A 26004-nucleotide genomic window follows, 5' to 3' on the forward strand; every position below is an offset into this window, starting at 1 on the left:
GCGTCCAACTCATATAAGCGACCTTAGGACAGTGTAAGCTAGGGATGAGCGCGCAACGAAAGGCATTCTTGAGCAACTCTTTAAAAAGAGGCTGAGCGATTCACATCCTCAGCAACTAGGGTGGAACCGCGGGAGAACTCTCGTCCCTATGTTTGCGGCTGGCAAGCATAGAGACGGGAGTTTTTTGATTGCCGCCGCACTTGTAAAAGAATGGAGAAAGTGGAGGTGCTTGAAATGAACATTCAAGATATGATTTTAACCTTGCAGAAGCACTGGTCTAATGAAGGCTGTGTGCTCATGCAGTCGTATGATGTGGAGAAAGGCGCAGGCACAATGAGCCCGTATACATTTTTACGAAGCATCGGACCCGAGCCGTGGAAAGTGGCTTACGTTGAGCCTTCCAGACGGCCTGCGGACGGACGGTACGGAGAAAACCCGAACAGACTTTATCAGCATCACCAATTCCAAGTCATTATCAAGCCGTCGCCTGATAACATCCAGGAGCTTTACCTAGATTCATTGCGCGCTCTCGGTATTGATCCGCTCGAGCATGATATTCGTTTCGTAGAAGACAACTGGGAAAACCCGTCTTTAGGCTGTGCAGGCCTTGGCTGGGAAGTATGGCTTGACGGTATGGAAATCACCCAGTTTACGTACTTCCAGCAGGTGGGCGGAATTGAATGTAAACCGGTGTCTGTTGAGATTACGTACGGCATTGAGCGTCTTGCGTCTTATATTCAGGATAAAGAAAACGTCTTTGATCTTGAATGGACATCAGGATTCACAGTGAAAGATTTGTTTATGATGGCTGAATATGAACATTCCGTTTATACATTTGAAACATCAGATGTGGATATGCTTTTCCATTTGTTCAGCACTTACGAAAAAGAAGCAATCAGACAAATGGATAACGGCCTTGTGCATCCGGCCTATGATTATGTGCTGAAATGCTCTCACACATTTAACCTGCTTGACGCAAAAGGCGCAATCTCAGTGACAGAGCGGACGGGTTATATCGGACGGGTCCGCAACTTAGCGAGAAAAGTAGCAAAAACGTATTATGAAGAACGGGAAAAATTAGGGTTCCCAATGCTTAAAGAGGAGGGCTCTTCCCATGAGTAAACAAGATTTGCTTTTAGAGATCGGACTCGAGGAAATGCCGGCGCGTTTTTTACATGACAGCATGGTGCAGCTCGGTGACAAACTGACCGGCTGGCTGGCTGAAAAAAATATTGCCCACGGTGAAGTGAAACTTTTTAATACACCGAGACGTCTGGCAGTATATATAAAAGACGTAGCAGAAAAACAGGCTGATATTCAGGAAGAAGCAAAAGGGCCGGCAAAAAAAATCGCTCTGGATACTGACGGAAACTGGACAAAAGCCGCTATCGGTTTTTCCAAAGGCCAAGGCGCCGGAGTGGATGACCTGTATATTAAAGATGTAAACGGCACGGAATATGTTTTCGTCCAAAAATTCCAGGCGGGACAAGAGACGAAAACACTTTTACCGCAGCTGGAAAACTTGATTACCGGAATGCATTTCCCGAAAAACATGCGTTGGGGCACACAGGATCTGCGTTATATCCGTCCGATCAAATGGATTGCCGCTCTCTTCGGAAAAGACGTCATTCCGTTTGACATCACGAACGTAGAGACAGGCCGGAACACACAGGGACACCGTTTTCTCGGCCGAGAAGTATCTGTTGATGCACCGTCATCATACGAAGAGCTGCTGAAAGAACAGCACGTCATTGCCGACCCGAAAGTGCGCAAACAAATGATTCAGGGTCAGCTGGACGCGCTTGCAAACGAAAAGAAATGGAATATTCCGATAGATGAAGATCTGCTGAACGAAGTTAATCATCTGGTGGAATATCCGACAGCGCTTTACGGCTCTTTTGAACCCGAGTTTCTTTCTTTACCTGAAGAAGTGCTTGTGACAACCATGAAAGAGCATCAGCGCTACTTCCCGGTAAAAGATGAAAACGGGAATCTGCTGCCTCATTTTATTACGGTAAGAAACGGGAACAGCCATGCCCTTGAAAATGTTGCCCGCGGAAACGAGAAAGTGCTGAGAGCAAGACTTTCAGATGCTGCGTTCTTCTACAAGGAAGACCAAAAGCTGAACATTGATGAAAATGTGAAGAAACTAGAAAATATTGTTTTCCATGAAGAGCTCGGTTCCCTCGGGGATAAAGTAAGAAGAGTGGTCACCATTGCGGGTAAACTAGCCGTCCGCCTAAAGGCTGATGAACAGACGCAAAAACGTGTGAAGCGCGCCGCAGAGATTTCTAAATTTGACCTTGTTACACATATGATTTATGAGTTCCCTGAGCTTCAAGGCGTCATGGGAGAAAAATATGCGCGCATGCTCGGTGAAGATGAAGCCGTCGCTGCCGCGGTAAATGAGCACTACATGCCGAGAGCGGCCGGGGGAGAGGTGCCTTCAACCTTTACCGGTGCGGTTGTGGCATTAGCCGATAAACTGGACACGATTGCTTCCTTCTTCAGCATTGACGTGATCCCGACAGGTTCTCAGGATCCGTACGGATTGCGCCGTCAGGCAAGCGGCATCGTTTCCATTCTGATCGACCGCAACTGGGGCATCTCTTTTAAAGAACTGCTGTCATTGACAGAAACGGAAAAAGAAAATGAGCTTCTCGATTTCTTTACACAGCGTCTGAAATACGTCTTAAACGCTGAAGACATCCGTCATGACGTGATTGAAGCCGTTCTGGACAGCACGGAGCTTGAGCCGTATGCAGCTGTTTCTAAAGCAAAAGTGCTTGAGAAACACCTCGGCACACCTGGATTTAAAGAAACGGCTGAATCACTGGGCCGGGTCATCTCCATCAGTAAAAAAGGCGAGAGCCGTGATATCAAGCCGGATCTGTTTGAAAATGAACAGGAGAAAAAGCTGTTTGACGCTTATCAAAAAACAAAAGACAGCGTCGCTGAAAGCTTTGCCTCTAAAAGCTATGAACAGGCGCTGGCCGCGCTCAGCGGATTAAAGGAGCCGATCGAAGATTACTTTAATCACACGATGGTAAATGCGGACAATGAAGCATTAAAAACCAACCGTTTAGCGCAAATGACTGCACTTGCAGATGTGATCAAGTCTTTTGCTAATATGAATCATCTTATTGTAAAATAAAGAAAAAGACGGTTGCTGTGTGATCGGCAATCGTCTTTTCCCCTTTTACATAAACATCACAGAATGAAAAACATAGATAATGAAACCCTTCCATAAAGGTGGTGAGTACGATCGAATTAAATAAACGGCAAGAACAAATTTTACAAATTGTAAAGGAAAACGGCCCGATTACCGGAGAGCATATTGCAGAACAGCTCAATTTAACAAGAGCCACGCTGCGGCCGGACTTGGCCATACTCACCATGTCAGGCTTCTTAGAGGCCCGTCCCCGGGTCGGTTATTTTTATACCGGAAAAACGGGAAATCAGCTGCTTGCGGATAAACTGAAAAAGCTGCAAGTGAAAGATTTTCAATCGATCCCTGTCGTCATCAATGAAAACGTCTCGGTATACGATGCCATCTGCACCATGTTTTTAGAAGATGTCGGCACGTTATTTGTCGTAGATCGTGATGCTGTCTTAGTCGGTGTGCTGTCACGCAAAGATTTGCTGCGGGCGAGCATCGGCCAGCAGGAACTTGCCTCAATACCGGTTCATATTATTATGACCAGAATGCCGAATATCGCCGTCTGCCGGCGTGACGATTATGTGATGGACATCGCCAAATATTTGATTGAGAAACAGATCGATGCCCTGCCCGTTATTAAAGATACGGATAAAGGCTTTGAGGTCATCGGCCGCTTTACCAAAACGAATATGACCAAGATACTTGTCAGTTTATCAGAGAATGAAATCATATAAGCTTGAAAACTAACGGGGGGATAACATGGACAATCGCATCATTTATGTAGTATCAGACTCAGTCGGAGAAACCGCCGAACTCGTTGTAAAAGCCTCGCTCAGCCAGTTTAATGGCTCAGCCGATGATACGCATATCAGAAGAATACCTTATGTGGAAGATATCGGCACCATTAATGAAGTCGTGTCTCTCGCCAAAGCGGACGGCGGCATTATCTGTTTTACGCTCGTTGTTCCTGAAATGCGCAAATACTTAGTTGAACAAGCGGAAAAAGCGAATGTGATGTACTACGATATTATCGGTCCGCTCATCGACAAAATGGAAACAGCCTACGGTCTGACGGCGAAATATGAACCGGGCCGCGTCCGCCAGCTTGATGAAGATTATTTCAAAAAGGTCGAGGCGATCGAGTTTGCTGTTAAATATGACGACGGCAGGGACCCAAGAGGCATTTTAAAAGCCGATATCATCCTGCTTGGCGTATCAAGAACGTCTAAAACCCCATTATCTCAATATCTTGCCCATAAGCGCCTGAAGGTGGCCAACGTGCCGATTGTACCTGAAGTCGATCCGCCGGAAGAACTGTTCAGCGTTGATCCGAAAAAATGCATCGGGTTAAAAATCAGCCCTGATAAACTGAACCATATTCGAAAAGAACGGTTAAAATCTCTCGGCTTAAATGACAAAGCCATTTACGCTAACATCAACAGAATTAAAGAAGAGCTGGAGTATTTTGAGAAAATCGTGGATCGGATCGGCTGCCAAGTCGTTGACGTTTCGAACAAAGCGGTCGAGGAAACAGCGAACATCATTCATCATCTGAAAACAAAGGGCCGATAACTCAGGACGCTTTATCCTGGGTTTTTGGGTATGCAAATAGGGAATAAACAAAAAGGATGGCATCTTCGCGAAGTTTGTATTATAATAAAAAATTGTGATAAAATGTTTATTTTTAGGTTTAAGCTTAGTGTGATACGAATAAACTATTACGGGTAAGATGTCAAGAATAACTCCCGGAAATTTTTCGACAAAGACTCAAAATAGATCCGCAGTCATGGAGCATATGCGATTTCGCTTGTTTTTATGCAGGAGATTGATGGAGGGATGGAGAATTAGTCTTCTAAATGAAAAAGAAAAGACGATTTTTGTCGATGCAGACGCATGCCCCGTAAAAGAGGAAATCTTGCTCATTGCATCGCAATTCAGCGTTCGTGTTATTTTCGTCGCATCATTTGAACACTACCAGCTTTCCAGAAGCAAAGACGAGAACTGGATATACGTTGATCCTCATAAAGAAGCGGCAGATTTATACATCGCAAACCATGTGAGATCGGGAGACGTCGTAGTCACGCAGGATATCGGTTTAGCATCTCTTCTGCTGAACAGAAATATCGCCGTCTTATCGGAAAGGGGCCGTTCTTATACTGAAGACACGATTGACTTCGCTCTGATGAGCCGTCATATGTCGGGCAAAATGAGAAGAAGCGGCATCTATTCCAAAGGACCTAAAAAATTAAATAAAGAAGATCGGGATCGATTTGTTACCCTGCTTAAAAAAATCCTGTCGAATGATGAAGGGATTTCAAATCAAAACATCGAATAATGTACGACGGAGTGTTATAAGATGGGAAACCGCATACCAGATGAAGTAGTTAATCAGGTGCAGCAGTCAGCAGACATTGTTGAAGTCATAGGTGATTATGTCCAATTGAAAAAGCAAGGCCGCAACTACTTTGGGCTCTGTCCGTTTCACGGTGAAAACACGCCCTCGTTTTCCGTCTCCAGTGATAAGCAGATCTTTCATTGCTTCGGATGCGGAGCGGGCGGGAACGTTTTCTCGTTCTTACGGCAGATGGAAGGCTATTCATTTACGGAAGCTGTTTCTCACCTTGCTGATAAATATCAGATTGATTTCCCTGATGATATAACGATTCACTCTGCATCCAGGCCGGAATCTTCCGGAGACCAGAAGATGGCGGAAGCTCACGAGCTTCTGAAGAAATTTTACCATCATTTGCTAATGAATACAAAGGAAGGCCAGGAAGCGTTAGATTACCTTTTATCAAGGGGTTTTACGAAAGAGCTCATAGATGAGTTTGAAATCGGCTACGCGCTGGATTCCTGGGATTTCATGACGAAATTCTTGAAAAAGCGCGGTTTTGAGGAAGAACTGATGGAGAAAGCGGGTCTGCTGATCAGAAGGGAAGACGGTAGCGGATATTTTGACCGTTTCAGAAACAGAATCATGTTTCCCATTCATGATCATCACGGAGCCGTGGCGGCTTTTTCAGGAAGGGCGCTCGGAAGCCAGCAGCCGAAATATATGAACAGTCCGGAAACGCCGCTGTTTCATAAATCTAAGCTGCTGTACAACTTCCATAAGGCCCGCCTGCCGATCAGGAAAGAGGAGAGAGCCGTTCTGTTTGAAGGCTTTGCGGATGTCATTTCCGCCGTCAGCTCAGGCGTAAAAGAAAGTATCGCCACAATGGGGACGTCGCTCACCGAAGAGCATGTGAAAATCCTGAGAAGAAATGTTCAGGAGGTCATTCTCTGCTACGATTCGGATAAAGCCGGGTACGAAGCTACGCTGAAAGCGGCCGACCTGCTTCAGAAAGCTGATTGTAAGGTAAGAGTAAGCATGATGCCTGACGGTCTTGATCCTGATGACTATGTCAGAACTCAGGGCGGAGAAAAATTCAAGACAGATATCATTGATGCAAGCGTTACGGTCATGGCTTTTAAAATGCAATATTTCCGCAAAGGGAAAAACTTATCTGACGAAGGAGACCGGCTCGCTTACATGAAAGAAGTGCTGAAAGAAATCAGCGCTCTTTCAGGGTCGCTTGAGCAGGAAATGTATGTGAAGCAGCTCGCCTCCGAATTTTCTCTTTCGGTAGAATCTTTGACTGAACAGCTTTCCATCTATGCCGCCCAAAACGCCCCTGGCGGCAAAAACGCCGAACCGCAGCCAAGACGGGCCCGGGTGACGACAAAAGCGAAACGGCGCCGTCTCCGTCCCGCCTATGAGAATGCGGAAAGACTTCTTCTCGCTCATATGCTGAGAGACCGAAACGTCATAAAGAAAGTGATTGAGCGTGTCGGCTTTGAATTTAACATTGACGGACATCGTGCGCTGGCAGCATATCTGTACGCTGTTTATGAAGAGGGCGCTGAAATGACGCCGCAGCATCTTATGGCGAGAATGCAGGATGATGAAATCAGCCAGCTGCTTTCAGATATAGGGATGCTCCAAATAAACGAGGAGCTCTCAGAGGCCGAGTTATCCGATTACGTAAAAAAAGTGTTGGATCACCGAAAATGGTCAATGATAAAGGAAAAAGAAGCAGAACGAGCGGATGCAGAGAGGCAGAAAGACTTTGTGAAAGCTGCGTCTCTGGCTCAAGAAATTGTCGCATTGAACCGATCATTAAAATAACATCAAAAAAGAGGCTTGCGTTCTCTTGGCAATGATTCCTTGCGGAGGAGCAAATAGATCGCTTAACCTCATCATGAATTGTCACTTATTATCCGCTGCCCTGCATGCTGAAAAAGAGAGAAGGCTCCCGGGACGGATAAGAAACATACCGCTTTTAGAATTCGTTGCAAGCTTTGGAAGGAGGGATCCATAATGGCTGATAAACAAACCCACGAGACAGAAACAGAACTTACACTGGATCAGGTAAAAGACCAGCTTACTGAAACCGGAAAAAAACGTGGCGTTTTAACATATGAAGAAATTGCTGAACGCATGTCCAGCTTTGAAATTGAATCAGACCAAATGGATGAGTATTATGAATTTTTAGGAGAACAAGGTGTTGAATTAATTAGTGAGAATGAAGAAACGGAAGATCCTAATATTCAACAGCTTGCCAAAGCCGAAGAAGAATTTGACCTTAATGACCTCAGCGTACCGCCTGGCGTAAAGATCAATGATCCAGTCCGCATGTACCTTAAGGAAATCGGACGGGTAAATCTTCTTTCTGCTAAAGAAGAAATCACCTATGCTCAAAAAATTGAAGAAGGTGACGAAGAATCTAAACGCAGATTGGCTGAAGCAAACCTTCGTTTAGTTGTCAGCATTGCTAAACGGTATGTCGGCCGCGGCATGCTTTTCTTAGACTTGATTCAAGAAGGAAACATGGGTCTCATGAAAGCCGTCGAAAAATTTGACTACCGTAAAGGATATAAATTCAGTACGTATGCGACTTGGTGGATCAGACAGGCGATTACACGCGCCATCGCTGACCAGGCGAGAACGATCCGTATCCCGGTTCACATGGTGGAAACGATCAACAAATTAATCCGTGTGCAGCGTCAGCTTCTTCAGGATCTGGGCAGAGAGCCGTCACCGGAAGAGATTGCTGAAGACATGGATCTTACGCCTGAAAAAGTTCGTGAAATATTAAAAATTGCCCAAGAGCCTGTTTCTTTAGAAACGCCGATCGGTGAAGAAGATGATTCACATCTCGGTGATTTCATTGAAGACCAGGAAGCGACGTCTCCGTCGGATCATGCGGCATATGAGCTTTTGAAAGAACAGCTGGAAGATGTGCTGGATACGTTGACGGATCGTGAAGAAAACGTGCTGCGTCTCCGTTTCGGTCTGGATGACGGACGCACAAGAACGCTTGAAGAAGTCGGCAAAGTGTTTGGAGTAACGAGAGAGCGTATTCGCCAAATTGAAGCAAAAGCGCTTCGTAAATTGAGACATCCTAGCAGAAGCAAACGTCTGAAGGATTTTCTCGAATAGAATGGAACGGGTCTGTTGATCCGTTCTTTTTTACGTATAAGATATATGGATAATATACCTTTATTTTACTGGATAAGCATGTGTTTTGCAAATGGGTTCGGAAAAATGCGGCATGTCCTGAATAGAGGGAAAGCGGGATAAGTTAATTTATATTCCTTATTGTAAGCGTATACAATTCATTATACAATAGAATAAAGACAATTTTGGGTGAACAAAACAGTTATTTTTGTTTATGTATAAATTGTGAAATCAATGAAATTGCTTAATGAGACCATTTACATTTTGTAAAAATAAGTTAGAATTAGAAGTGTTTACATAGGGGGAGAATGAAAAAGGGGGATGGAGATATGAAGTGGAATCCGCTGATTCCTTTTTTGCTCATCGCAGTTCTGGGAATAGGGCTGACTTTCTTTCTGTCAGTAAAAGGAAATGGAGATGCGCATCAGATCGCAAGCGGCGGTGAAAGCAAAAATGCCGAAAAGGAAACTGCAAACGCTTCACCTGAAGAGATTTATAAAGCGAACTGCATCACCTGTCACGGGGAAAACTATGAAGGTGTCTCAGGTCCGAGCTTAAAAGGCGTCGGCAAAAGAAAAGATGTCGCTGCGATTAAAACGAGAATTGAAAAAGGCGGCAACGGGATGCCAGCCGGCCTTGTCCCGGCCGAAAAGCTGGATGACATGGCAAAATGGGTTTCTGAGATTAAATAAAGCTTTACCTGTCCCTATATAAAAGACATATGAAAAACTCTATCCGCCGCTTGGATTCCGGGCGGTTTTTTTATATGATAGTAAAGGAAAAAGAACCTGAGAAAAGTTGTGATATTGTGAATGAAATGAAGTTATCTAAAAGATTGCAGTCTGTAGCGGAATATATCCCTCCGGGTGCCCTGGTGGCTGATATCGGGTCAGACCATGCGTATCTCCCCTGCTATGCTGTTTTAAATCATCTGGCAAACCGCGCAATCGCCGGTGAAATTACAGACGGGCCGTTTCTATCCGCCAAACAGCAGGTGGAAAAGTTGGACTTAAGCGCTCTTATCTCCGTAAGGAAAGGTGACGGGCTGAGCGTCCTTGAAAAGGGAGAAGCGGACGCCATCACAATCGCGGGCATGGGCGGAGCGCTGATCGCTCATATTTTGGAGTCCGGAAAAACAAAACTGACGGGGCGTGAACGGCTGATTCTGCAGCCGAATATTCATGCCGTTCATATAAGAGAGTGGCTTTATCAGGAAGGCTATGAACTGATTGACGAAGTGATTCTCGAAGAAGACGGAAAGTGTTATGAAATACTCGTCGCGGAAACCGGCGACCGTGATGCGCCGTACCGGGACACCACGATGGCTGCCGGAATGCTTGCCGGTCCGTTTTTGTTAAAAGAAAAGAGTGAAGTGTTTCTTCGGAAATGGACCCAGGAACTTAAGCATACTGAACAAATTTATGAACAGATCAGCCGCAGCGCAAAGAATGAAAACCAGGAAAAATTAGTTGAACTGAAAGAGCGGATCTTACTGCTGAAGGAGGTAATCGGACATGCCTAAACATGTGAACGGACAGGAAATCATCCAGCTGTTTGAACAATTTTCACCGAAGGCTTTTGCGGTGGAAGGAGACAAAATCGGCCTGCAGATCGGCACATTGAATAAGCCGGTGAAAAACGTCATGGTCACGCTGGATGTTTTGGAACAGACGGTGGATGAAGCCATTGAAAAAAAGGTTGACTTAATTATCGCTCACCATCCGCCGATTTTTCGGCCGCTTAAACAGATCACCACTGATCAGCCTGGCGGAAGACTGATTGAGAAATGTATAAAGCATGATATTGCCGTATATGCGGCTCATACGAATCTTGATGTGGCGGACGGCGGTGTTAACGATCTGCTTGCGGAAGCTCTCGGCCTGACAGACACAGAAGTGCTCGTTCCGACATATTCGGACCCGCTGAAAAAGCTTGCCGTGTATGTGCCGAAAGACTATGAAGAAGCTGTAAGAACCGCACTCGGCAATGCCGGAGCGGGACATATCGGCAATTACAGCCATTGCGCATTCTCTTCTGAGGGAATCGGCAGCTTTAAACCGCTGGAGGGGGCAGACCCGTTTATCGGACAGACGGGAGAGCTGGAACTCGTCCATGAAGTGAGACTTGAGACCGTTTATCCGGCCAGTATGGAGAAAACCATCATAAAAGCGCTGAAAAAAAGCCATCCGTATGAAGAGGTGGCGTATGATATTTATCCGGTGGAGCAGTCCCCGCTTGAAAAAGGACTCGGCCGCATTGGAAAACTTCAGCAAGACATGACGCTTGAAGAGTTTGCGCTGTTTGTGAAAGAAAAATTTGACGTTAACGGAGTCCGGATGGTCGGAGAGCGAACCAGCAAGGTGAAAAAAGTCGCAGTGCTTGGCGGTGACGGAAATAAATATATTTACCAGGCTAAGAGGAAGGGTGCAGATGTTTACGTGACAGGCGACCTTTATTTCCATGTAGCGCATGATGCGATGATGATGGGGTTAAACGTCGTGGACCCGGGGCATTATGCTGAAAAGATCATGAGAAAAGGAACTGCTGAGAAGCTTACGGCAATGGCCGGGGAGAAAAATTACGACGTGCGTATTTTCGCTTCCGAAACAGACACAAATCCATTTACCTTCCTATAAAAAAACTGAGGCCCGGGGCCTCAGTTTTTTATTTTTACTTTCGGAAGGATTTTTTTGAGCGGCACATTGTGCTCAAGCTGCCATGTGGATTCATCGTTATGGTCAAACTGCTCTAAAAACCGGATGACTTCCTTTGTAATCGGTGTCGGTGTTGAAGCGCCCGCGGTAACGGCGACGGTATTGACGTCTTTGAGCCATTCGAGCTTCAATTCACTGATGTCTCCGATGCGGTAGGCTTTTGTTCCGGCGATTTCTTCTGACACTTGAGCCAGCCTGTTGGAGTTATTGCTTTTCGGATCGCCGACAACAATGGTTAAGTCCGCTTTCTTTGCCTGCTCTGAGACAGCTTCTTGACGAACCTGTGTAGCCAGGCAGATTTCCTGATGATATTCCACGTGCGGGTACTTTTCTTGGACTGATTCCATAATATCATGGACGTCCCACTGGGACATGGTCGTTTGGTTTGTAACGATTAATTTCTCAGCCTGAATATCGAGGTTTCTCACATCTTCCTCTGTTTCAACGAGATGAACGATTTCAGGGGCGACGCCGACGGCTCCTTCTGGCTCGGGGTGGCCTTTTTTGCCGATATAAATGACGTGGTAGCCCTCTGCTTTTACTTTTCGGATTAAGTCATGTGTTTTCGTGACGTCCGGGCATGTGGCGTCAATCGCAACAAGCCCTTTTTCCTCAGCGGCTTTTCTTACTTCCGGAGATACTCCGTGTGCGGTGAAAATAACGGTTCCTTTTTCCACCTGCTTTAAAATCTCCAGACGGTTAGTGCCGTCAAGCGTGTAAATTCCGTCTTCTTCAAACGCATCTGTGACATGTTTATTATGAACGATCATTCCGAGTATATATATAGGTCTTGGCAAATTTTTATCGAGTGCCGCGTTTTTGGCTATGACCATGGCATCAACAACGCCGTAACAATAGCCGCGCGGCGAGATTTTGATAACGTCCAATTAGATGTCCTCCTATCAAAAGTGAGTGTAGAGGCAATATAAAAAGCCGTAGTTAAACGGCTCAAATCTTGCATTCTTCTGATCTCATTATAGCTAATCTTTCGTGAGATATCAAAGAATGTTAAATATATAATTTCGGCTTTGATCTGCCCGATGTTCTTTTTGGACGCGGCTGTTCCGCTGATGCTGCTTCAGTTTCGTCTTTTTCTTGTGAAGCGGATGCTTTTTCAGATGTCTTCTTTGATGTTTTAGATGAGGCGTCTGATTTGTTTTCACCTTCAGTTTCGTCCGTTTTTTCATCTTCATCCTTTTTGTCCTGTTCGGCTGTTTCTTTTGTCTCGCCGGATTCACTATCTTCATTCTCATCATCGCTGCTGCTTAATTGACTGTAAAGCTTCATCATGGCGGGCAGATTCCGTACTAAAGGGCCGTACTGCTGGATCATCGGCGTAACCTGCTGCGCCACGCCGAGCACCTTCTGAACGTTGCCGAGCATGCTCGACAGTGATGCCGGACTTGCCAGACTCTGAATTCCCTGCAATCCCTGCAGGCCTGCGCCTGCTCCTCCGCTGGCCGCTGCCGGTGCGGACCCGGCAGCGCTTCCTCCTGATCCGGGTAAAAAACGGGAAAGCATTCCTTTTAAGCCTCCTCCGCCTGTGCCTGCGTTTCTCAAACCTGCTCCGGCCATCTGCTGCTGAGGGAAAAACTGCCGGCCCTGCTGCATCATCTGCCGGCCCGGCAATGACGGTCTGCCTCTCATCATCATCCGCGGGTTCATCAACGGCCGGCCCTGCTGCGCCATATTTCTCATCGGCTGCTGTGGAAACATACTTGTACCTCCTTTCTGTCTCTCTGCTATTACAATATGCATCGGAGGGGGCATTTGCTTTTCTGTCCAGAAAACAGGCTTCCCCCAAGACATGGTGTTTTTAAGTAAAATCGGTTATAATGTGATGATGGACACAGAATGTGCCGCTTTAAGGAGCTGGGAAAAATGAAAGAAACTAAATTTGATGGATACAACTTAAAACCGTTTATTATAGATGCAGTTCACCGCCTTGGTTTTTATGAACCGACAGATATTCAAAAGCGGCTGATACCTGCTGTATTGAAAAACGAAAGCGTGATCGGGCAGTCCCAGACGGGGACGGGAAAAACCCACGCCTATTTATTGCCTATTCTGAATCGGATTGATTCGGATTCTGATACGGTGCAGGCTGTTATCACGGCGCCGACGAGAGAGCTTGCCAATCAGATTTATCAGGAAGCGCTCAAAATCACACAGGGTGCCGAGGACGGGCCGATCCGGACAAAATGCTTTATCGGCGGAACGGACAAGCAAAAATCAATTGATAAGCTGAAAACACAGCCACATCTCGTCGTCGGAACGCCGGGCCGGATTGCGGATCTGATTAAAGCGCAGGCATTGAACGTCTATAAAGCGCAGTCTCTCGTCATTGACGAAGCTGATCTGATGCTTGATATGGGCTTTTTAGAAGACGTTGATTACATCGGATCCCGTATGCCGGAACAACTGCAGATGCTTGTTTTCTCAGCTACGATTCCGGAAAAGCTGAAGCCGTTTTTGAAAAAGTATATGGAAAATCCGAAATACGCTCATGTTGAGCCGAAAAGGATCACAGCCGAAAAGATTGAACATGTTTTGGTTCCTTCTAAACAGCGTGATAAAGACAAACTGCTTTTTGATATGATGTCGAATCTGAATCCTTATCTGGGCATCGTGTTTGCCAATACGAAAAACACGGCTGACCATATTGCGAAATACCTGACCGAAAAAGGCATGAGAGTCGGCCTTCTGCACGGGGGATTAACACCGCGTGAACGCAAAAAGGTAATGAAGCAGATTAATGATCTGGAATTCACTTATGTCATTGCGACAGATCTTGCGGCAAGAGGAATTGACATTAAAGGCGTAAGCCATGTCATCAACTACGAGCTTCCGGACGATCTGGATTTTTATGTTCACCGCGTCGGAAGAACCGCACGCGCCGGTTCATCAGGCCAAGCACTGACTATATACGAGCTTTCTGACGAAGATGCGCTCGCAAGACTCGAAAAGATGGGCATTGTGTTTGACTATGCGGAGCTTGTAAACGGGGAATGGAAGAAAGGCGATGACCGCCACCGCCGTAAAAATCGCAAAAAGACGGCAAATGAGGCTGACCAAATGGCGAAACGTCTTGTGAAAAAGCCGAAAAAAGTAAAGCCGGGCTATAAAAAGAAAATGAGCTACGAAATGGAAAAAATCAGAAAGAAGCAGAGAAGAAACCAATCTAACAGAGGAAAGTAGGGGGAATCGGGTTGCTGAAAATAGGTTCACACGTCTCAATGAGCGGAAAACATATGCTCCTTGCCGCAAGCAAGGAAGCCGTTTCATACGGGGCGAACACATTTATGATATATACGGGCGCTCCCCAAAATACGCGCCGCAAAAAAATTGAAGACTTGAATATTGAAGCGGGCCGCGCCCATATGAAGGAAAACGGCATCGGTGACATTGTCGTGCATGCGCCGTACATCATTAACATCGGAAATACGACAAACCCGGCAACGTTTGAGCTGGGCGTTGATTTTCTGCGTTCTGAAATTGAAAGAACGGCAGCGATCGGCGCGAAACAGATCGTGCTTCATCCAGGAGCGCATGTCGGAGCCGGTGCTGAAACGGGCATCAAAAAGATCATTGAAGGATTAAACGAAGTGATTGATCCGGGCCAAAGCGTCCAGATTGCGCTGGAGACAATGGCGGGCAAGGGGTCAGAATGCGGAAGAAGTTTTGAAGAGCTTGCCGAGATCATTGCGGGCGTCACACATAATGAACATCTTTCCGTCTGCTTTGACACTTGTCACACCCATGATGCAGGATATGATGTTGCCAATGATTTTGACGGCGTTCTTAATGAGTTTGATAAAATCGTCGGCATCGACCGGATAAAAGTCCTTCATGTGAATGACAGCAAAAATATCAGGGGAGCCCGTAAAGACCGTCATGAAAACATCGGGTTCGGAGAGATCGGTTTTGACGCTCTGCAGTACATTGTTCATCACGAGCAGCTTGCCGATATTCCGAAAATCCTCGAAACACCGTATGTAGGCGAAGACAAGAAAAATAAGAAGCCGCCGTACCGTTTTGAAATCGAAATGCTGAAAGAAAAGCAGTTTGACAAGGAGCTTCTTGAAAAAATATCAGCTCAATAAAAAAGGAGGGGGAATTGCCCCTCCTTTTTTACCCTGAAAATTGATTGAAAAGTTCGTTAACTTTCCGAGCCGTTTCTTTTGAAGTAATCGTTTCCACTTTTTTCAGCAGGCGAAGCCGCTCCTGTTCATCAAAAATATTGATGTTTTTTCCGTGCATCAGAGCCGCTACCTCAGCCGCTTGACTTCTCGTAAGGCTGATTCCGTATTGCTTTGAATATTTCAGCAGGTCGTCCGCAGTGGCTTGATTGAGCCGCTGCAAAATGATTCTTTGTATTAAAATCATCGATACTTTCACCTCTTTAGACATAATGTATTGAGCAAATTATTAAAATGTTACAGCTTTTAATGGTAAAATGAAGTTGCTTACTGTTTAAAATAGTTATTACAGGAAAGGAGATTTTATGACCCCAAATAAACAGCACAAAAAAGAATCATTTTTACACTTTATCTTCAGGGTCATCATGATTCTGATCGGGGCGGGTTCAGCCGCCGTAAGTATTGAGTTGTTTCTGGTCCCTAATAATTTTATCGACGGAGGCATTATCGGTGTTTCATTAATTTTAGACCACCTCTTTATGTCCAATCCCCTCCTCAATTTCGCCTTATTCGTTGTGTTACTCAACATTCCATTTATGATTTTCGGATATAAATATATCGGAAAAACATTTCTCATCTCTACGGTTATCGGAATCGTCGGTTTAGCGCTGATTGAATCCTCCTTGCACCATGTGGAGGCCTTTACGACCCAGCCTATTTTGGCGACGGTATTCGGCGGGCTTTTGCTCGGTTTCGGGGTAGGCCTTGTCATCCGAAACGGAGGCTCGATGGACGGTACTGAAATACTCGGTATCCTTCTCACAAAAAAGCTGCCCTTTTCAGTCGGAGAATTCGTTATGCTCATCAATGTGTTTATTTTTATTTGGGCCGGTTTTGTGTTCGGTCCGGAGCAGGCGATGTATTCTTTCATGACTTATTATATTGCCATGAAAACGATTGACGCCGTCATTCAGGGGCTCGATGAAACAAAAGCGGTCATTATTGTGGCAGACCAGTATGCGGAAATTTCAGACGCGATCTTGCACCGGCTTGGAAGGGGAACCACCAAGCTTCAGGGAAAAGGCGGATATACGGATGAAACCAAAGAAGTCATTTACGCGGTCGTGACAAGGCTTGAAGTGACTAAATTGAAATCCATTGTGTTTGAAATTGATAAAAACGCATTTATTACGATCATGAATACCCATGAAACGAGGGGCGGTAAGTTCAAAACCGCGATTCACTAGGCTTTCGTTTACTTTTCGTCATTTTATAGGTATAATTTTATACAGCATAAGAAAATGGCCTGCTGTTCAGTCAGCTGCCATTTTCTTTTTGGAGCGATACCGTGTTGTAAAGGGGAGGTCCTCATGAACGTCCAAGAAGCGTTGAACCTGCTGAAAGAAAAAGGGTATAAATATACGAGTAAGCGGGAAGACATGCTGCAGCTTTTTGCTGATTCTGATAAATATCTGACGGCCAAAAACGTGCTTGCCGCATTAAACGACGACTATCCGGGTTTGAGCTTTGATACCATATACCGAAATCTTTCGTTATATGAAGAACTCGGTATTTTAGAAACGACGGAGCTGTCCGGGGAAAAACTGTTCCGATTTACATGCTCTTATACCCATCACCACCACCATTTTATCTGTTTAACCTGCGGGAAGACGAAGGAAATTGAGTCCTGTCCGATGGATAAGCTTCACGATGATTTGGAAGGGTATGAAATCAGCGGTCATAAATTTGAAATTTACGGCACCTGTCCGGCGTGCCGATAAAAAACCTCCTGTATAAGCAGGAGGTTTTTTCAGCTTCTGACATGCTGAAGACTGTGTTTGTTTTTATTGATCCAGGCGACGGCTTCAAGCCAATTCTGCACCCTGATAATATTGGAATCGGTGGGGAGCTGGTTATAAGGGGAATCAAAAAGGATAACCGGAATGCCTGCTTCTTTTGCGATCATTGTCGCGTTGCCGTGGTGATCTTCGAAAAACAGGTCAATGCCGTGTTTTTTGACGGCCTCCACTTTGTGATGACTCCCGACAAGCTCAATGTGATCGTAATGAACGTCCCGGTTTGCAAACCAGTCCAGCGTGACATCTTCTAAGTGGCTGCGTCTTGCCGTAATGTAAATGAGACGATGCTCTTCTTTCAGTCCGTCCAGCGCCTGCTTCGCAAATTCCGCGAGCTGCGCTTCTTTATATATGGCTGCTTCATGAACATTCATCCATTCCCAAAACTCCTCAGCTGTAATGTTCAAAAGCTTGGTCAGATCATAATCAGTCATATCATCCAAGGTAATGGAAAGATGAAATGAGCGGTTTAAATAAGGGACAAATGTATCCTGTGCCGTAACCGTGCCGTCAATATCTATACCTAACCGTAACATGTCCACACTCCTATATTTTCATCCCTTCAAGTGTAACATAAACAATTGACAATACCAGCAAAGTTTAGCAAACATGATTCCGTAAAAAACGCGGAAACTAAAAAAGCTCCTTTCATAAAAGAAAAAGGGGGAATTGAAGGTGGCATACGATTACGAAAATCGAAAAGGCAACGACTACTATGTGGATCATGGATCGGAAGGAACGGATATCACGCGTGATGTTTATTCAGAAGAGACAGCGGCCGAAATTTCAGAGCCATATCGTGCTTCTGACCGGGCAGCAGACCGCGATGATAACCGGGACGGAGTAAGCGAAGGCCGGGGTATAGGGTATGCAGCATTGGCTATTTCTATCATCTCCCTGTTCGTGCTCCCAGTTTTATTAGGGGCATGCGGCATTATCGTCGGCTATATCGCCAGAAGAAGAGGAGCGGGCGCTCTAGGCGGCTGGGCGATGGGAATCGGTATTGTTTCCCTTGTGCTGGGCATCTTCATTACACCGTTTTTCTAACACGCAAAAAAAAGCTTGGCGGATTATCCGTCAAGCTTTTTGTGTTTCTTGTTCTGCTTTTGCTTTTTCTGCTTCAAGCTTTGCGTAGTGTTCTTCTGCCAGCTTGTCGATTTCTTTTTTCAGCTCTTCGACCATTGTTTCTTCAGGGACTTTGCGGACGATTTGGCCTTTGCGGAAAAGAAGTCCTTCGCCGCGGGCGCCGGCAATACCGATATCGGCTTCTCTTGCTTCGCCCGGTCCGTTAACGGCGCACCCGAGAACGGCTACTTTAATCGGCGCTTTGACTTTAGAAATGTATTCTTCGACTTCATTTGCGATGCTGATGAGATCAATTTCGATCCGTCCGCATGTCGGGCAAGAAATAAGCGTAGCTGCGTTTGAAGCGAGACCGAATGATTTCAGCAGCTCTCTGGCTACTTTTACTTCTTCAACAGGGTCGGCGCTCAGGGAGATCCGGAGCGTGTTTCCGATTCCTTTGCTTAATATCGCTCCGAGTCCGGCCGCGCTTTTTACCGTTCCTGCAAACAGCGTGCCTGATTCTGTAATTCCAAGGTGGAGCGGATAATCAAATGCTTTTGACGCTTTTTCATATGCTTCTATGGCGAGATTGACGTCAGACGCTTTCATGCTGACGATGATGTCATGAAAATCAAGGTCTTCCAGAATTTTTATATGATGAAGCGCACTCTCAACCATGCCGTCAGCAGTCGGATAGCCGTACTTTTCAAGAATTCGTTTTTCCAATGATCCCGCGTTTACGCCGATCCGAATTGGAATTCCTTTTTCTTTAGCCGCTTTTACGACCGCTTCCACTTTTTCACGGCGGCCGATATTACCGGGGTTGATTCTGATTTTGTCGGCGCCGCCCTCAATTGCTTTTAATGCGAGCTTGTAATCAAAATGAATATCGACAACGAGAGGGATGGAAATTCGTTTTTTGATGTCGGCAATTGCGTTCGCCGCGCGTTCGTCAGGGCATGCCACCCGGACAATTTGGCAGCCGGCTTCGGCTAAACGGTTGATTTCCGCCACTGTTGCTTCTACGTCGTGTGTTTTGGTCGTCGTCATACTTTGGATGACGACTTCGTTATTTCCGCCTATTGTTAAAGGTCCCACTTTGACGGGACGCGTTTTTGTACGATGTGTGATTTCACTCACTTGTCAATCGCTCCTTAATTGTAGTTACCGCTTCTGCAGGCTGAGCCTTTTACATGTCAGGCAACTTCTATTTACATATTATATTGTAACAGTGTATTTGCCGAACTGACAAGAAATTAACGTTTAATTACGGTAGACGGGGAATTTATAAGCGGTGCCCGCCTGAATGGCGTTTGCTTTCACATTCGGATTCAGCGCTTCAAAATCTTGTACAATATCATCCGGCGCTTTATGTGCGCCGACGATCGACATTACCGTATCACCTTTTTTGACCGTAACCGTTCTGTATGATGTTTCCTGATTTGCAGGCTGAGCCGCCGCAGCGTATGCAGGAAGGCCTTGAGAAGGGATCGTGCCGATTTTAAGATCATAAAAGATAATAAATATCACAAATAAACTGCCGAATACAAAAGTAAGCCGCTTCATTCCAACCGCCTCCCGCATACATGTTTACTTCATTGTATGCTTGTCCCATTTTGTTCATGACAAAAAAGAAGACCGCCGGGGGCGGTCTTTGTTACACAGCAGTCTTTCTTGGCGGTATCTCTTTTAAGACGAGGAAAAGGATGATAAAGTTTACAAACCAATTCACTAAAAATTCGCTCGGCACCGTAATGACAAGCGCGCGCATAATCGTAAAGAATATGGTGGAGAGCGTAATGGAATAAGCTGAAAGCTTCCAAAGCTGCTGATAATTCAATGTCTTTCTTTGCGCATTTTTTATAATCAGGCCGATGACGGCGAGAAATGAGACTTCAATGAATTTGCCGGCCGCCGTCATAATGAACAGCAAAACGGAAAGGACGGTGACGATCATCGTTTTATTTTGGTTTAAAGCTGATATGATTTCACTTTTAGTGATATCAGCAGGCATTAATGAATAATTCATTTCTGTCGCCTGTCCGTCTACTGCAAGCACCATTTTATTCTTCAAAATGCCGATCGCGTTTTGTTTCGCCGCTATTTGTTTAGCGCCGTACGCATCAGTGGGATCAAACACGATGACAAAACCGTTCGCTTCCGTTTCCTTAGAGGCGGAAGCTTTCGTCTGCAATTCACCGTTTGAAATTTTGAAATCAGGGAAATCTTTTTCTAACACGGTTTTGAAACCGTTCATTGAGTTTACGGTGCCGGAGCAAAGGTAATAAGCGCTCGGCAGCGTAAAAAGGACAGACAGCAAAAATACATAAAGGATCGCTTTTCCTATCCCCTGAAACCGTGTTTTTGCAATATCTGCCGGAGAGTATGTACTTTTCAATAAAGCCGTAAATATGTTCAACATCTTCACTTCCTAGCCTAAACTGGTATATGTTGCTTATTGTATCGTTCACCGGAGATGAACACAAGTGAGAGTATTTAAAGCGGCGGTAAGGAATCATACATATTAAGAAAAAGCGGAGGCGGTAATGCTCCGTAAAACAAAGGAGGGTGTTTAAGTCATGAGTGTTTTGTATTGGCTGATTATTATTGCGATCTTCGTCATTGCTTTCATCGGTCTTGTCTATCCGGTGATTCCAAGCGTTATATTTATCGTGGCCGGTTTTCTCCTCTACGGATTTCTGTTTTCCTTCAGTCCTTATTCTTACCTCTTTTGGCTCATTGAGGCGGTATTTGCGGCAGTTTTATTCGCAGCTGACTATGTGTCAAACTTACTTGGCATCAAAAGGTACGGAGGAAGCAGGGCGGCGATCTGGGGGAGCACGATCGGATTATTGATCGGGCCCTTCGTTATTCCCGTGGCAGGCATTATATTAGGCCCGTTTATCGGTGCTGTCTGCGCTGAGATATTTGTTCATCAAAAGGATATCAAGTCTGCGGCAAAAGTGGGACTGGGCTCGTTAATCGGCTTTTTAACAAGCGTCGCGGCCAAAGGAGTCATTCAGCTCTTTATGATTGGATACTTCTTATGGACGGTGCTTTAGAAGGTTTAATTTCGGCCGTGAACGGATAAAGTGTAATATGTCTGCTGGAATCGTCGGATTGTGAGCTTTTTCATTGATTACCATGCTTTCTTTTGTTACATTGAGATTAGAAAAGTTCGCTAAAAGCGGCATTTCAGTACATATATTTAAAGGAGGAAAAAATTATGGCTTACAAACTTCCAGAACTGCCTTACGCTTATGATGCTTTAGAACCGCATATCGATAAGGAAACGATGACGATTCACCACACGAAGCACCATAACACATACGTTACAAACCTGAACAAAGCGATCGAAGGATCAGCTCTTGCAGAGAAATCTGTAGAAGAGCTTGTCGCTGATTTAAACGCAGTGCCGGAGGATATCCGCACAGCTGTCCGCAACAATGGCGGCGGACATGCAAACCACTCTTTATTCTGGACTCTTTTATCTCCAAACGGCGGAGGCGAACCGACTGGTGAGCTTGCTGAAGAGATCAAAAGCACGTTCGGAAGCTTCGATCAATTTAAAGAAAAATTCGCTGCAGCGGCTGCCGGCCGTTTCGGTTCCGGTTGGGCTTGGCTTGTTGTAAACAACGGCAAACTTGAAATTACAAGCACGCCAAACCAAGATTCACCGCTTTCAGAGGGTAAAACGCCTATCCTCGGTCTTGATGTTTGGGAGCACGCTTACTACCTGAACTACCAAAACCGCCGTCCTGATTACATTTCAGCTTTCTGGAATGTTGTAAATTGGGATGAAGTTGCCCGTCTTTACAGCGAAGCAAAATAAATCGTTCTGATCAAACAAGGTCTCCCGAGGGAGGCCTTGTTTTTTTATTGACTTTGATTCCTTTTTACATATCTCAGTTTGAGTGAGACAGACTAATGTGTAGTAAAGGGGAGTCAATGATGAGCAAAATAAAAAAAATTATCGGCGACATCGAAGTAAATAAAGGTCTGCTGCTGTTATTGACGATTGGCGGCCTTTACTCATTAGGCATCGCGCTGTCAAATACATTTGTCAATGTGTATTTATGGAAACAGTCAGGGAAATTCATTGATTTGGCCATATACAATTTATCGGTCGTGACGATGCAGCCGATTACCTTTCTTCTGGCGGGCCGGCTGGCTAAAAAAATTGACAGGGTGTTTATTCTCAGGTTCGGTGTTATCTTTTTGGCGGCTTTTTATTTAAGTGTGCTCCTTGCCGGGGAAAATGCGGCTTCCCGCCTCATTTTGATCGGTGCCGTGCTCGGAGTGGGATACGGTTTTTACTGGCTGGCCTTTAATGTGCTGACTTTCGAAATTACGGAACCTGAAACGAGAGATTTTTTCAACGGATTTTTAGGCATTTTATCTTCGTCGGCAGGGATGATCGGCCCGATTGTGGCCGGGTTTGTCATCTCAAGACTTCAAAACAATACGGGTTATACAGTCATTTTCAGCCTGTCGCTCGGCTTATTTGCCCTTGCCGTGGTCATGAGCTTTTTTCTCAAGCGGAGAGAGTCGAAAGGCCGGTTTATGCTGAAAAAAGTTTATGATGAGCGTCACACGAATCTGAATTGGCGCCGGATTACAAACGCGCACTTTTTTCAAGGGTTGAGAGAAGGGATTTTTGTTTTTTTAATCAGCGTATTTGTGTTCATTGCGACAAACAGTGAGCTGGCGCTCGGGACATTCGGTCTCGTCAATTCCGCTGTTTCTTTTTTTGCTTACTATTTTGCATCAAGGCTCATCAAAAAAAGATCGCGTAAAAAGGCGATTCTTATCGGCGGATTAATTGTGTACGGCGCCCTGTTTCTCATTATTTTTCATATGAGCTTTACGACGCTTCTTATATACGGAGTGTTTATTGCGATCGGCTATCCTGTTCTGCTCGTGCCGTATGTCTCGCTTACATATGATGTAATAGGCCGGGCGCGGCTTGCCAGAAAGGCCAGAATTGAGTACATCGTGCTCAGGGAATTGTTTTTAAATGCAGGCCGGATCGTTTCCATCCTGTGCTTTCTTTTGATCGTTACATTGCTGAAGGAAAAAGTGGGAATACCGGCGGCGCTCGTGTTGCTCGGAGCCGGCCATCCGCTGATTTATTACTTTATTAAAGACGTCAAACTGGATACAGAAACTTCTGATGAAACAGTGGAAGAGGACCGACAAAAACAGCCGGGTGAACCGAATTTTATAAAAGGAGAAAGATAAAAGGGTTATCTGTAGAAAATTATCGAAAAAACCTTTAGAATGAAAAATGGCACCTGAACAAAAGGTGTCATTTCTTTCTGTAAATAAGAAAAGGTGATGTCATGAGGAGAAATAAAAAGAAAATAGCAGTAAGCAAAGAAAAGAAAAAATCATTGCCGATCCGGCTTAATTTTTTGTTTTTGGCCGCGTTTCTTATTTTCACGTGGATTATCGTCGAGCTTGGCATCAAGCAGATCGTTCAGGGTGATGACTATAAAAACGCCGCCAATAAGCAAGAAGAGTCTGATGTCAGCACGGCTGTTCCGAGAGGGAAAATATACGACCGGAACCTTAATCCCATCGTAACGAATAAAGCATTAAATGCGATTACATATACACGTTCAGCCTCAACCACCCAGGCACAGCGTTTGAAAATCGCAAAAAAACTGTCGGGTATGATTAAGGTAAGCACCAAAAAGGTGACTGAACGCGATAAAAAAGACTATTGGATGTTAACGAGGCCTGATGAAGCGAAAAAACTGATTACGGCCAAAGAAAAGCAAAAAGCTGAAGACAAAAAACTGTCTGATGATGATTTATACCAGCTCCAGCTGAAACGCATTACGGACAAACAGCTGAATGAACTCACTTCAAAAGATATGCAGATCCTCGCGATCAAAAGGCAGATGGATTCAGGCTACTCACTGACGCCTCAATACATCAAAAATGAAGGAGTGTCAGCAAAAGAAATGGCCGTCGTCAGCGAACATTTAGATGAGCTTCCGGGGGTTGACGTGACGTCTGACTGGGAACGGTCTTATCCTTACAAAAGTCTGATCCGGACATTGCTCGGCAGTGTATCCAGTTCGAACGAAGGTCTTCCGTCCAACCTGCTGGATCACTATCTGTCACTTGGATACAGCCGGAATGACAGGGTCGGAAAAAGCTATTTAGAATATCAATATGAAAGCCTGCTGCAGGGGCAAAAAGAGAAAGTGCAGAACTTAACTGACTCATCCGGAAATGTCACGGGCAGCAAAGTGATTTCAAAAGGACAGGCAGGCAAAGACCTTGTGTTATCCATTGATATGGACCTGCAGAAGTCCGTTGAAAAAATCATTGAGAAAAATTTAAGAGCGGCCAAAGCGAGACCGAGCACGAAGCTTCTTGATCGGGCCTTTGTCGTCATGATGAACCCGAAAAACGGCGAAGTTCTGACGATGGCCGGCAAACAGATTACGAATGACCATGGAAAGTACAAAATTAATGATTACGCCCTTGGCGCAATGACGTCCTCCTATGCAATGGGATCGGCGGTCAAAGGAGCAACAGTATTGACGGGACTCCAGACGGGCGCGATTAATTTGAACACCGTTTTTCAGGATGAGCCTTTGTATTTCAAAGGTAGTAAAAACCCGAAAAAATCATGGACGAATTTAGGTCCTGTTGATATCCAAAAAGCGCTTCAGGAGTCATCAAACGTGTTCATGTTTAAAACGGCGATCGCCGTCGGTAAAGGGGAATACAAAAAAGGCCAGTCCCTGCCGCTTGATATGAAGGCATTTGATACTTTCAGATACTACTTCAGTCAGTTCGGTCTAGGAGTGAAGACGGGAATTGATCTCCCGAATGAAGCGACCGGGTATCAAGGGACACAGCGGATTTCCGGTCTTCTGTTAGACTTTGCCATCGGACAGTATGATACGTTCACACCGCTGCAAATGGCACAGTATGTATCAACAATCGCCAATGGAGGCTATCGTTTGAAACCTCAGCTTGTAAAAGAGGTCAGACAGCCTGATTCGAAAAAAGGAATCGGAGCCGTTGTAGAGTCTGTTCAGCCTCAAGTACTGAACAAGATTGATATGAATAATGCTGACATTAAAGAAGTGCAGGCAGGTTTCAGACGCGTCATGACAAAAGGGACAGCCGCAACTGATTTTGCGACGGCGAAATACCGTCCTGCCGGTAAAACGGGTACGGCGCAATCTTTCTATGACGGTCCGGACAAATCAGAGACGGGTGAAGGAACGTATAATACGACTCTTGTCGCTTATGCACCTGCTGATAATCCGGAAGTGGCTATTTCTGTAGTCGTTCCTTGGGCCTATATTGATTACAGCGATCGATATTCGATTACGAATGAAATAGGAAGAGCAGCTCTGGACAAATACTTCGAGCTGAAAAAGAAACAAGAAGATAATAATACGAAGCAGAAAAACGAAGATAAAATTCAGGAAGACGCTGCTAACGGCAATACAAATAACTGATAGAAGAAACGCTCACAGTCTGTGGGCGTTTTTTTTTATACAAAAAAACATCCGGATTTACAAAACCTTAACATTCGATT

26 protein-coding genes are annotated in these 26004 nt (G+C 45.2%); 19 read left to right on the forward strand and 7 right to left on the reverse strand.

The window, feature by feature from the left end:
- Window positions 1–234 precede the first annotated feature (234 nt).
- The 10 genes from glyQ (at window position 235) to Y79_RS0118025 (ending at window position 11296) form a co-directional block, all read left to right on the forward strand.
- Window positions 235–1122, forward strand: a complete 888-nt coding sequence (gene glyQ, locus Y79_RS0117980) for a glycine--tRNA ligase subunit alpha (RefSeq protein WP_016938921.1) — start codon at window positions 235–237, stop codon at window positions 1120–1122.
- Window positions 1115–3154, forward strand: a complete 2040-nt coding sequence (glyS, locus tag Y79_RS0117985; protein ID WP_016938922.1) for a glycine--tRNA ligase subunit beta — start codon at window positions 1115–1117, stop codon at window positions 3152–3154. Before glyQ ends, glyS begins: the two co-directional genes overlap by 8 nt.
- A gap of 101 nt (window positions 3155–3255) precedes the next feature.
- On the forward strand, window positions 3256–3894 hold the full coding sequence (gene ccpN, locus Y79_RS0117990) for a transcriptional regulator CcpN (RefSeq protein ID WP_003152989.1): 639 nt from the start codon (window positions 3256–3258) through the stop codon (window positions 3892–3894).
- 25 nt (window positions 3895–3919) lie between these two features.
- On the forward strand, window positions 3920–4732 hold the full coding sequence (locus tag Y79_RS0117995) for a pyruvate, water dikinase regulatory protein (protein WP_016938923.1): 813 nt from the start codon (window positions 3920–3922) through the stop codon (window positions 4730–4732).
- Window positions 4733–4988: 256 nt separating this feature from the next.
- A complete protein-coding gene (locus tag Y79_RS0118000; RefSeq protein ID WP_016938924.1) occupies window positions 4989–5495 on the forward strand; it encodes a YaiI/YqxD family protein in 507 nt (168 codons plus the stop codon).
- Between the two features lie 21 nt (window positions 5496–5516).
- Window positions 5517–7328 carry a DNA primase gene (gene dnaG, locus Y79_RS0118005; protein ID WP_016938925.1) on the forward strand — a complete coding sequence of 604 codons (1812 nt, stop codon included), beginning with the start codon at window positions 5517–5519 and terminating at the stop codon, window positions 7326–7328.
- A gap of 192 nt (window positions 7329–7520) precedes the next feature.
- The gene (rpoD, locus tag Y79_RS0118010; protein WP_016938926.1) at window positions 7521–8642 is read left to right on the forward strand and encodes an RNA polymerase sigma factor RpoD; all 1122 of its coding nucleotides are present in this window, start codon (window positions 7521–7523) and stop codon (window positions 8640–8642) included.
- A gap of 347 nt (window positions 8643–8989) precedes the next feature.
- Window positions 8990–9352 (forward strand): cytochrome c550, encoded by a 363-nt coding sequence (cccA, locus tag Y79_RS0118015; RefSeq protein ID WP_016938927.1) that lies wholly within the window; start codon window positions 8990–8992, stop codon window positions 9350–9352.
- 182 nt (window positions 9353–9534) lie between these two features.
- Window positions 9535–10182 (forward strand): tRNA (adenine(22)-N(1))-methyltransferase, encoded by a 648-nt coding sequence (locus tag Y79_RS0118020; protein ID WP_032864882.1) that lies wholly within the window; start codon window positions 9535–9537, stop codon window positions 10180–10182.
- The gene (locus tag Y79_RS0118025) at window positions 10175–11296 is read left to right on the forward strand and encodes a Nif3-like dinuclear metal center hexameric protein (protein ID WP_016938929.1); all 1122 of its coding nucleotides are present in this window, start codon (window positions 10175–10177) and stop codon (window positions 11294–11296) included. Before Y79_RS0118020 ends, Y79_RS0118025 begins: the two co-directional genes overlap by 8 nt.
- A 20-nt stretch (window positions 11297–11316) precedes the next feature.
- Here Y79_RS0118025 and Y79_RS0118030 read toward each other — a convergent pair whose 3' ends face one another.
- Window positions 11317–12261 (reverse strand): 4-hydroxy-3-methylbut-2-enyl diphosphate reductase, encoded by a 945-nt coding sequence (locus tag Y79_RS0118030; protein WP_016938930.1) that lies wholly within the window; start codon window positions 12259–12261, stop codon window positions 11317–11319.
- Between the two features lie 121 nt (window positions 12262–12382).
- Window positions 12383–13090, reverse strand: a complete 708-nt coding sequence (gene vrrA, locus Y79_RS0118035) for a VrrA/YqfQ family protein (RefSeq protein ID WP_016938931.1) — start codon at window positions 13088–13090, stop codon at window positions 12383–12385.
- Window positions 13091–13255: 165 nt separating this feature from the next.
- On the opposite strand from vrrA, the gene Y79_RS0118040 reads away from it, so the two are divergent.
- On the forward strand, window positions 13256–14572 hold the full coding sequence (locus tag Y79_RS0118040; RefSeq protein ID WP_016938932.1) for a DEAD/DEAH box helicase: 1317 nt from the start codon (window positions 13256–13258) through the stop codon (window positions 14570–14572).
- An 11-nt stretch (window positions 14573–14583) separates the two neighbouring features.
- Entirely contained in the window at window positions 14584–15477 is an 894-nt protein-coding gene (locus tag Y79_RS0118045; protein ID WP_016938933.1) for a deoxyribonuclease IV, read from the forward strand.
- A gap of 28 nt (window positions 15478–15505) precedes the next feature.
- Here Y79_RS0118045 and Y79_RS0118050 read toward each other — a convergent pair whose 3' ends face one another.
- Complete coding sequence (locus tag Y79_RS0118050) at window positions 15506–15760, reverse strand: DUF2624 domain-containing protein (protein WP_016938934.1); 255 nt, start codon at window positions 15758–15760, stop codon at window positions 15506–15508.
- 118 nt (window positions 15761–15878) lie between these two features.
- Here Y79_RS0118050 and Y79_RS0118055 point away from each other — a divergent pair, with 118 nt between their 5' ends.
- Both Y79_RS0118055 and zur read left to right on the forward strand, forming a co-directional pair.
- Window positions 15879–16760 carry a YitT family protein gene (locus tag Y79_RS0118055; RefSeq protein WP_016938935.1) on the forward strand — a complete coding sequence of 294 codons (882 nt, stop codon included), beginning with the start codon at window positions 15879–15881 and terminating at the stop codon, window positions 16758–16760.
- Between the two features lie 123 nt (window positions 16761–16883).
- Entirely contained in the window at window positions 16884–17294 is a 411-nt protein-coding gene (gene zur, locus Y79_RS0118060; protein ID WP_003153018.1) for a zinc uptake transcriptional repressor Zur, read from the forward strand.
- Between the two features lie 29 nt (window positions 17295–17323).
- Here zur and Y79_RS0118065 read toward each other — a convergent pair whose 3' ends face one another.
- A complete protein-coding gene (locus Y79_RS0118065; protein WP_016938936.1) occupies window positions 17324–17905 on the reverse strand; it encodes a 5' nucleotidase, NT5C type in 582 nt (193 codons plus the stop codon).
- 133 nt (window positions 17906–18038) lie between these two features.
- On the opposite strand from Y79_RS0118065, the gene Y79_RS0118070 reads away from it, so the two are divergent.
- Entirely contained in the window at window positions 18039–18416 is a 378-nt protein-coding gene (locus tag Y79_RS0118070) for a DUF308 domain-containing protein (RefSeq protein WP_087920773.1), read from the forward strand.
- Between the two features lie 30 nt (window positions 18417–18446).
- Here Y79_RS0118070 and ispG read toward each other — a convergent pair whose 3' ends face one another.
- The 3 genes from ispG to Y79_RS0118085 all read right to left on the reverse strand — a co-directional run bounded on the left by ispG (window position 18447) and on the right by Y79_RS0118085 (window position 20856).
- Window positions 18447–19565: a flavodoxin-dependent (E)-4-hydroxy-3-methylbut-2-enyl-diphosphate synthase gene (gene ispG, locus Y79_RS0118075; RefSeq protein ID WP_173363136.1), complete on the reverse strand. Its 1119-nt coding sequence runs from the start codon at window positions 19563–19565 to the stop codon at window positions 18447–18449.
- A 132-nt stretch (window positions 19566–19697) separates the two neighbouring features.
- Window positions 19698–20000, reverse strand: a complete 303-nt coding sequence (locus Y79_RS0118080; protein ID WP_016938938.1) for a LysM peptidoglycan-binding domain-containing protein — start codon at window positions 19998–20000, stop codon at window positions 19698–19700.
- Window positions 20001–20091: 91 nt separating this feature from the next.
- Window positions 20092–20856, reverse strand: a complete 765-nt coding sequence (locus tag Y79_RS0118085) for a DUF1189 domain-containing protein (RefSeq protein ID WP_016938939.1) — start codon at window positions 20854–20856, stop codon at window positions 20092–20094.
- A gap of 157 nt (window positions 20857–21013) precedes the next feature.
- Here Y79_RS0118085 and Y79_RS0118090 point away from each other — a divergent pair, with 157 nt between their 5' ends.
- From Y79_RS0118090 to pbpA, 4 genes are all read left to right on the forward strand, one after another.
- Window positions 21014–21496, forward strand: a complete 483-nt coding sequence (locus Y79_RS0118090) for a DUF456 domain-containing protein (RefSeq protein WP_016938940.1) — start codon at window positions 21014–21016, stop codon at window positions 21494–21496.
- A gap of 164 nt (window positions 21497–21660) precedes the next feature.
- The gene (gene sodA / locus Y79_RS0118095; RefSeq protein WP_016938941.1) at window positions 21661–22266 is read left to right on the forward strand and encodes a superoxide dismutase SodA; all 606 of its coding nucleotides are present in this window, start codon (window positions 21661–21663) and stop codon (window positions 22264–22266) included.
- A gap of 119 nt (window positions 22267–22385) precedes the next feature.
- A complete protein-coding gene (locus Y79_RS0118100) occupies window positions 22386–23675 on the forward strand; it encodes an MFS transporter (protein ID WP_016938942.1) in 1290 nt (429 codons plus the stop codon).
- Between the two features lie 101 nt (window positions 23676–23776).
- Window positions 23777–25924, forward strand: a complete 2148-nt coding sequence (gene pbpA, locus Y79_RS0118105) for a penicillin-binding protein 2A (protein ID WP_016938943.1) — start codon at window positions 23777–23779, stop codon at window positions 25922–25924.
- Window positions 25925–26004 lie beyond the last annotated feature (80 nt).

This window comes from Bacillus siamensis KCTC 13613, assembly GCF_000262045.1.
GTDB lineage: Bacteria > Bacillota > Bacilli > Bacillales > Bacillaceae > Bacillus > Bacillus siamensis.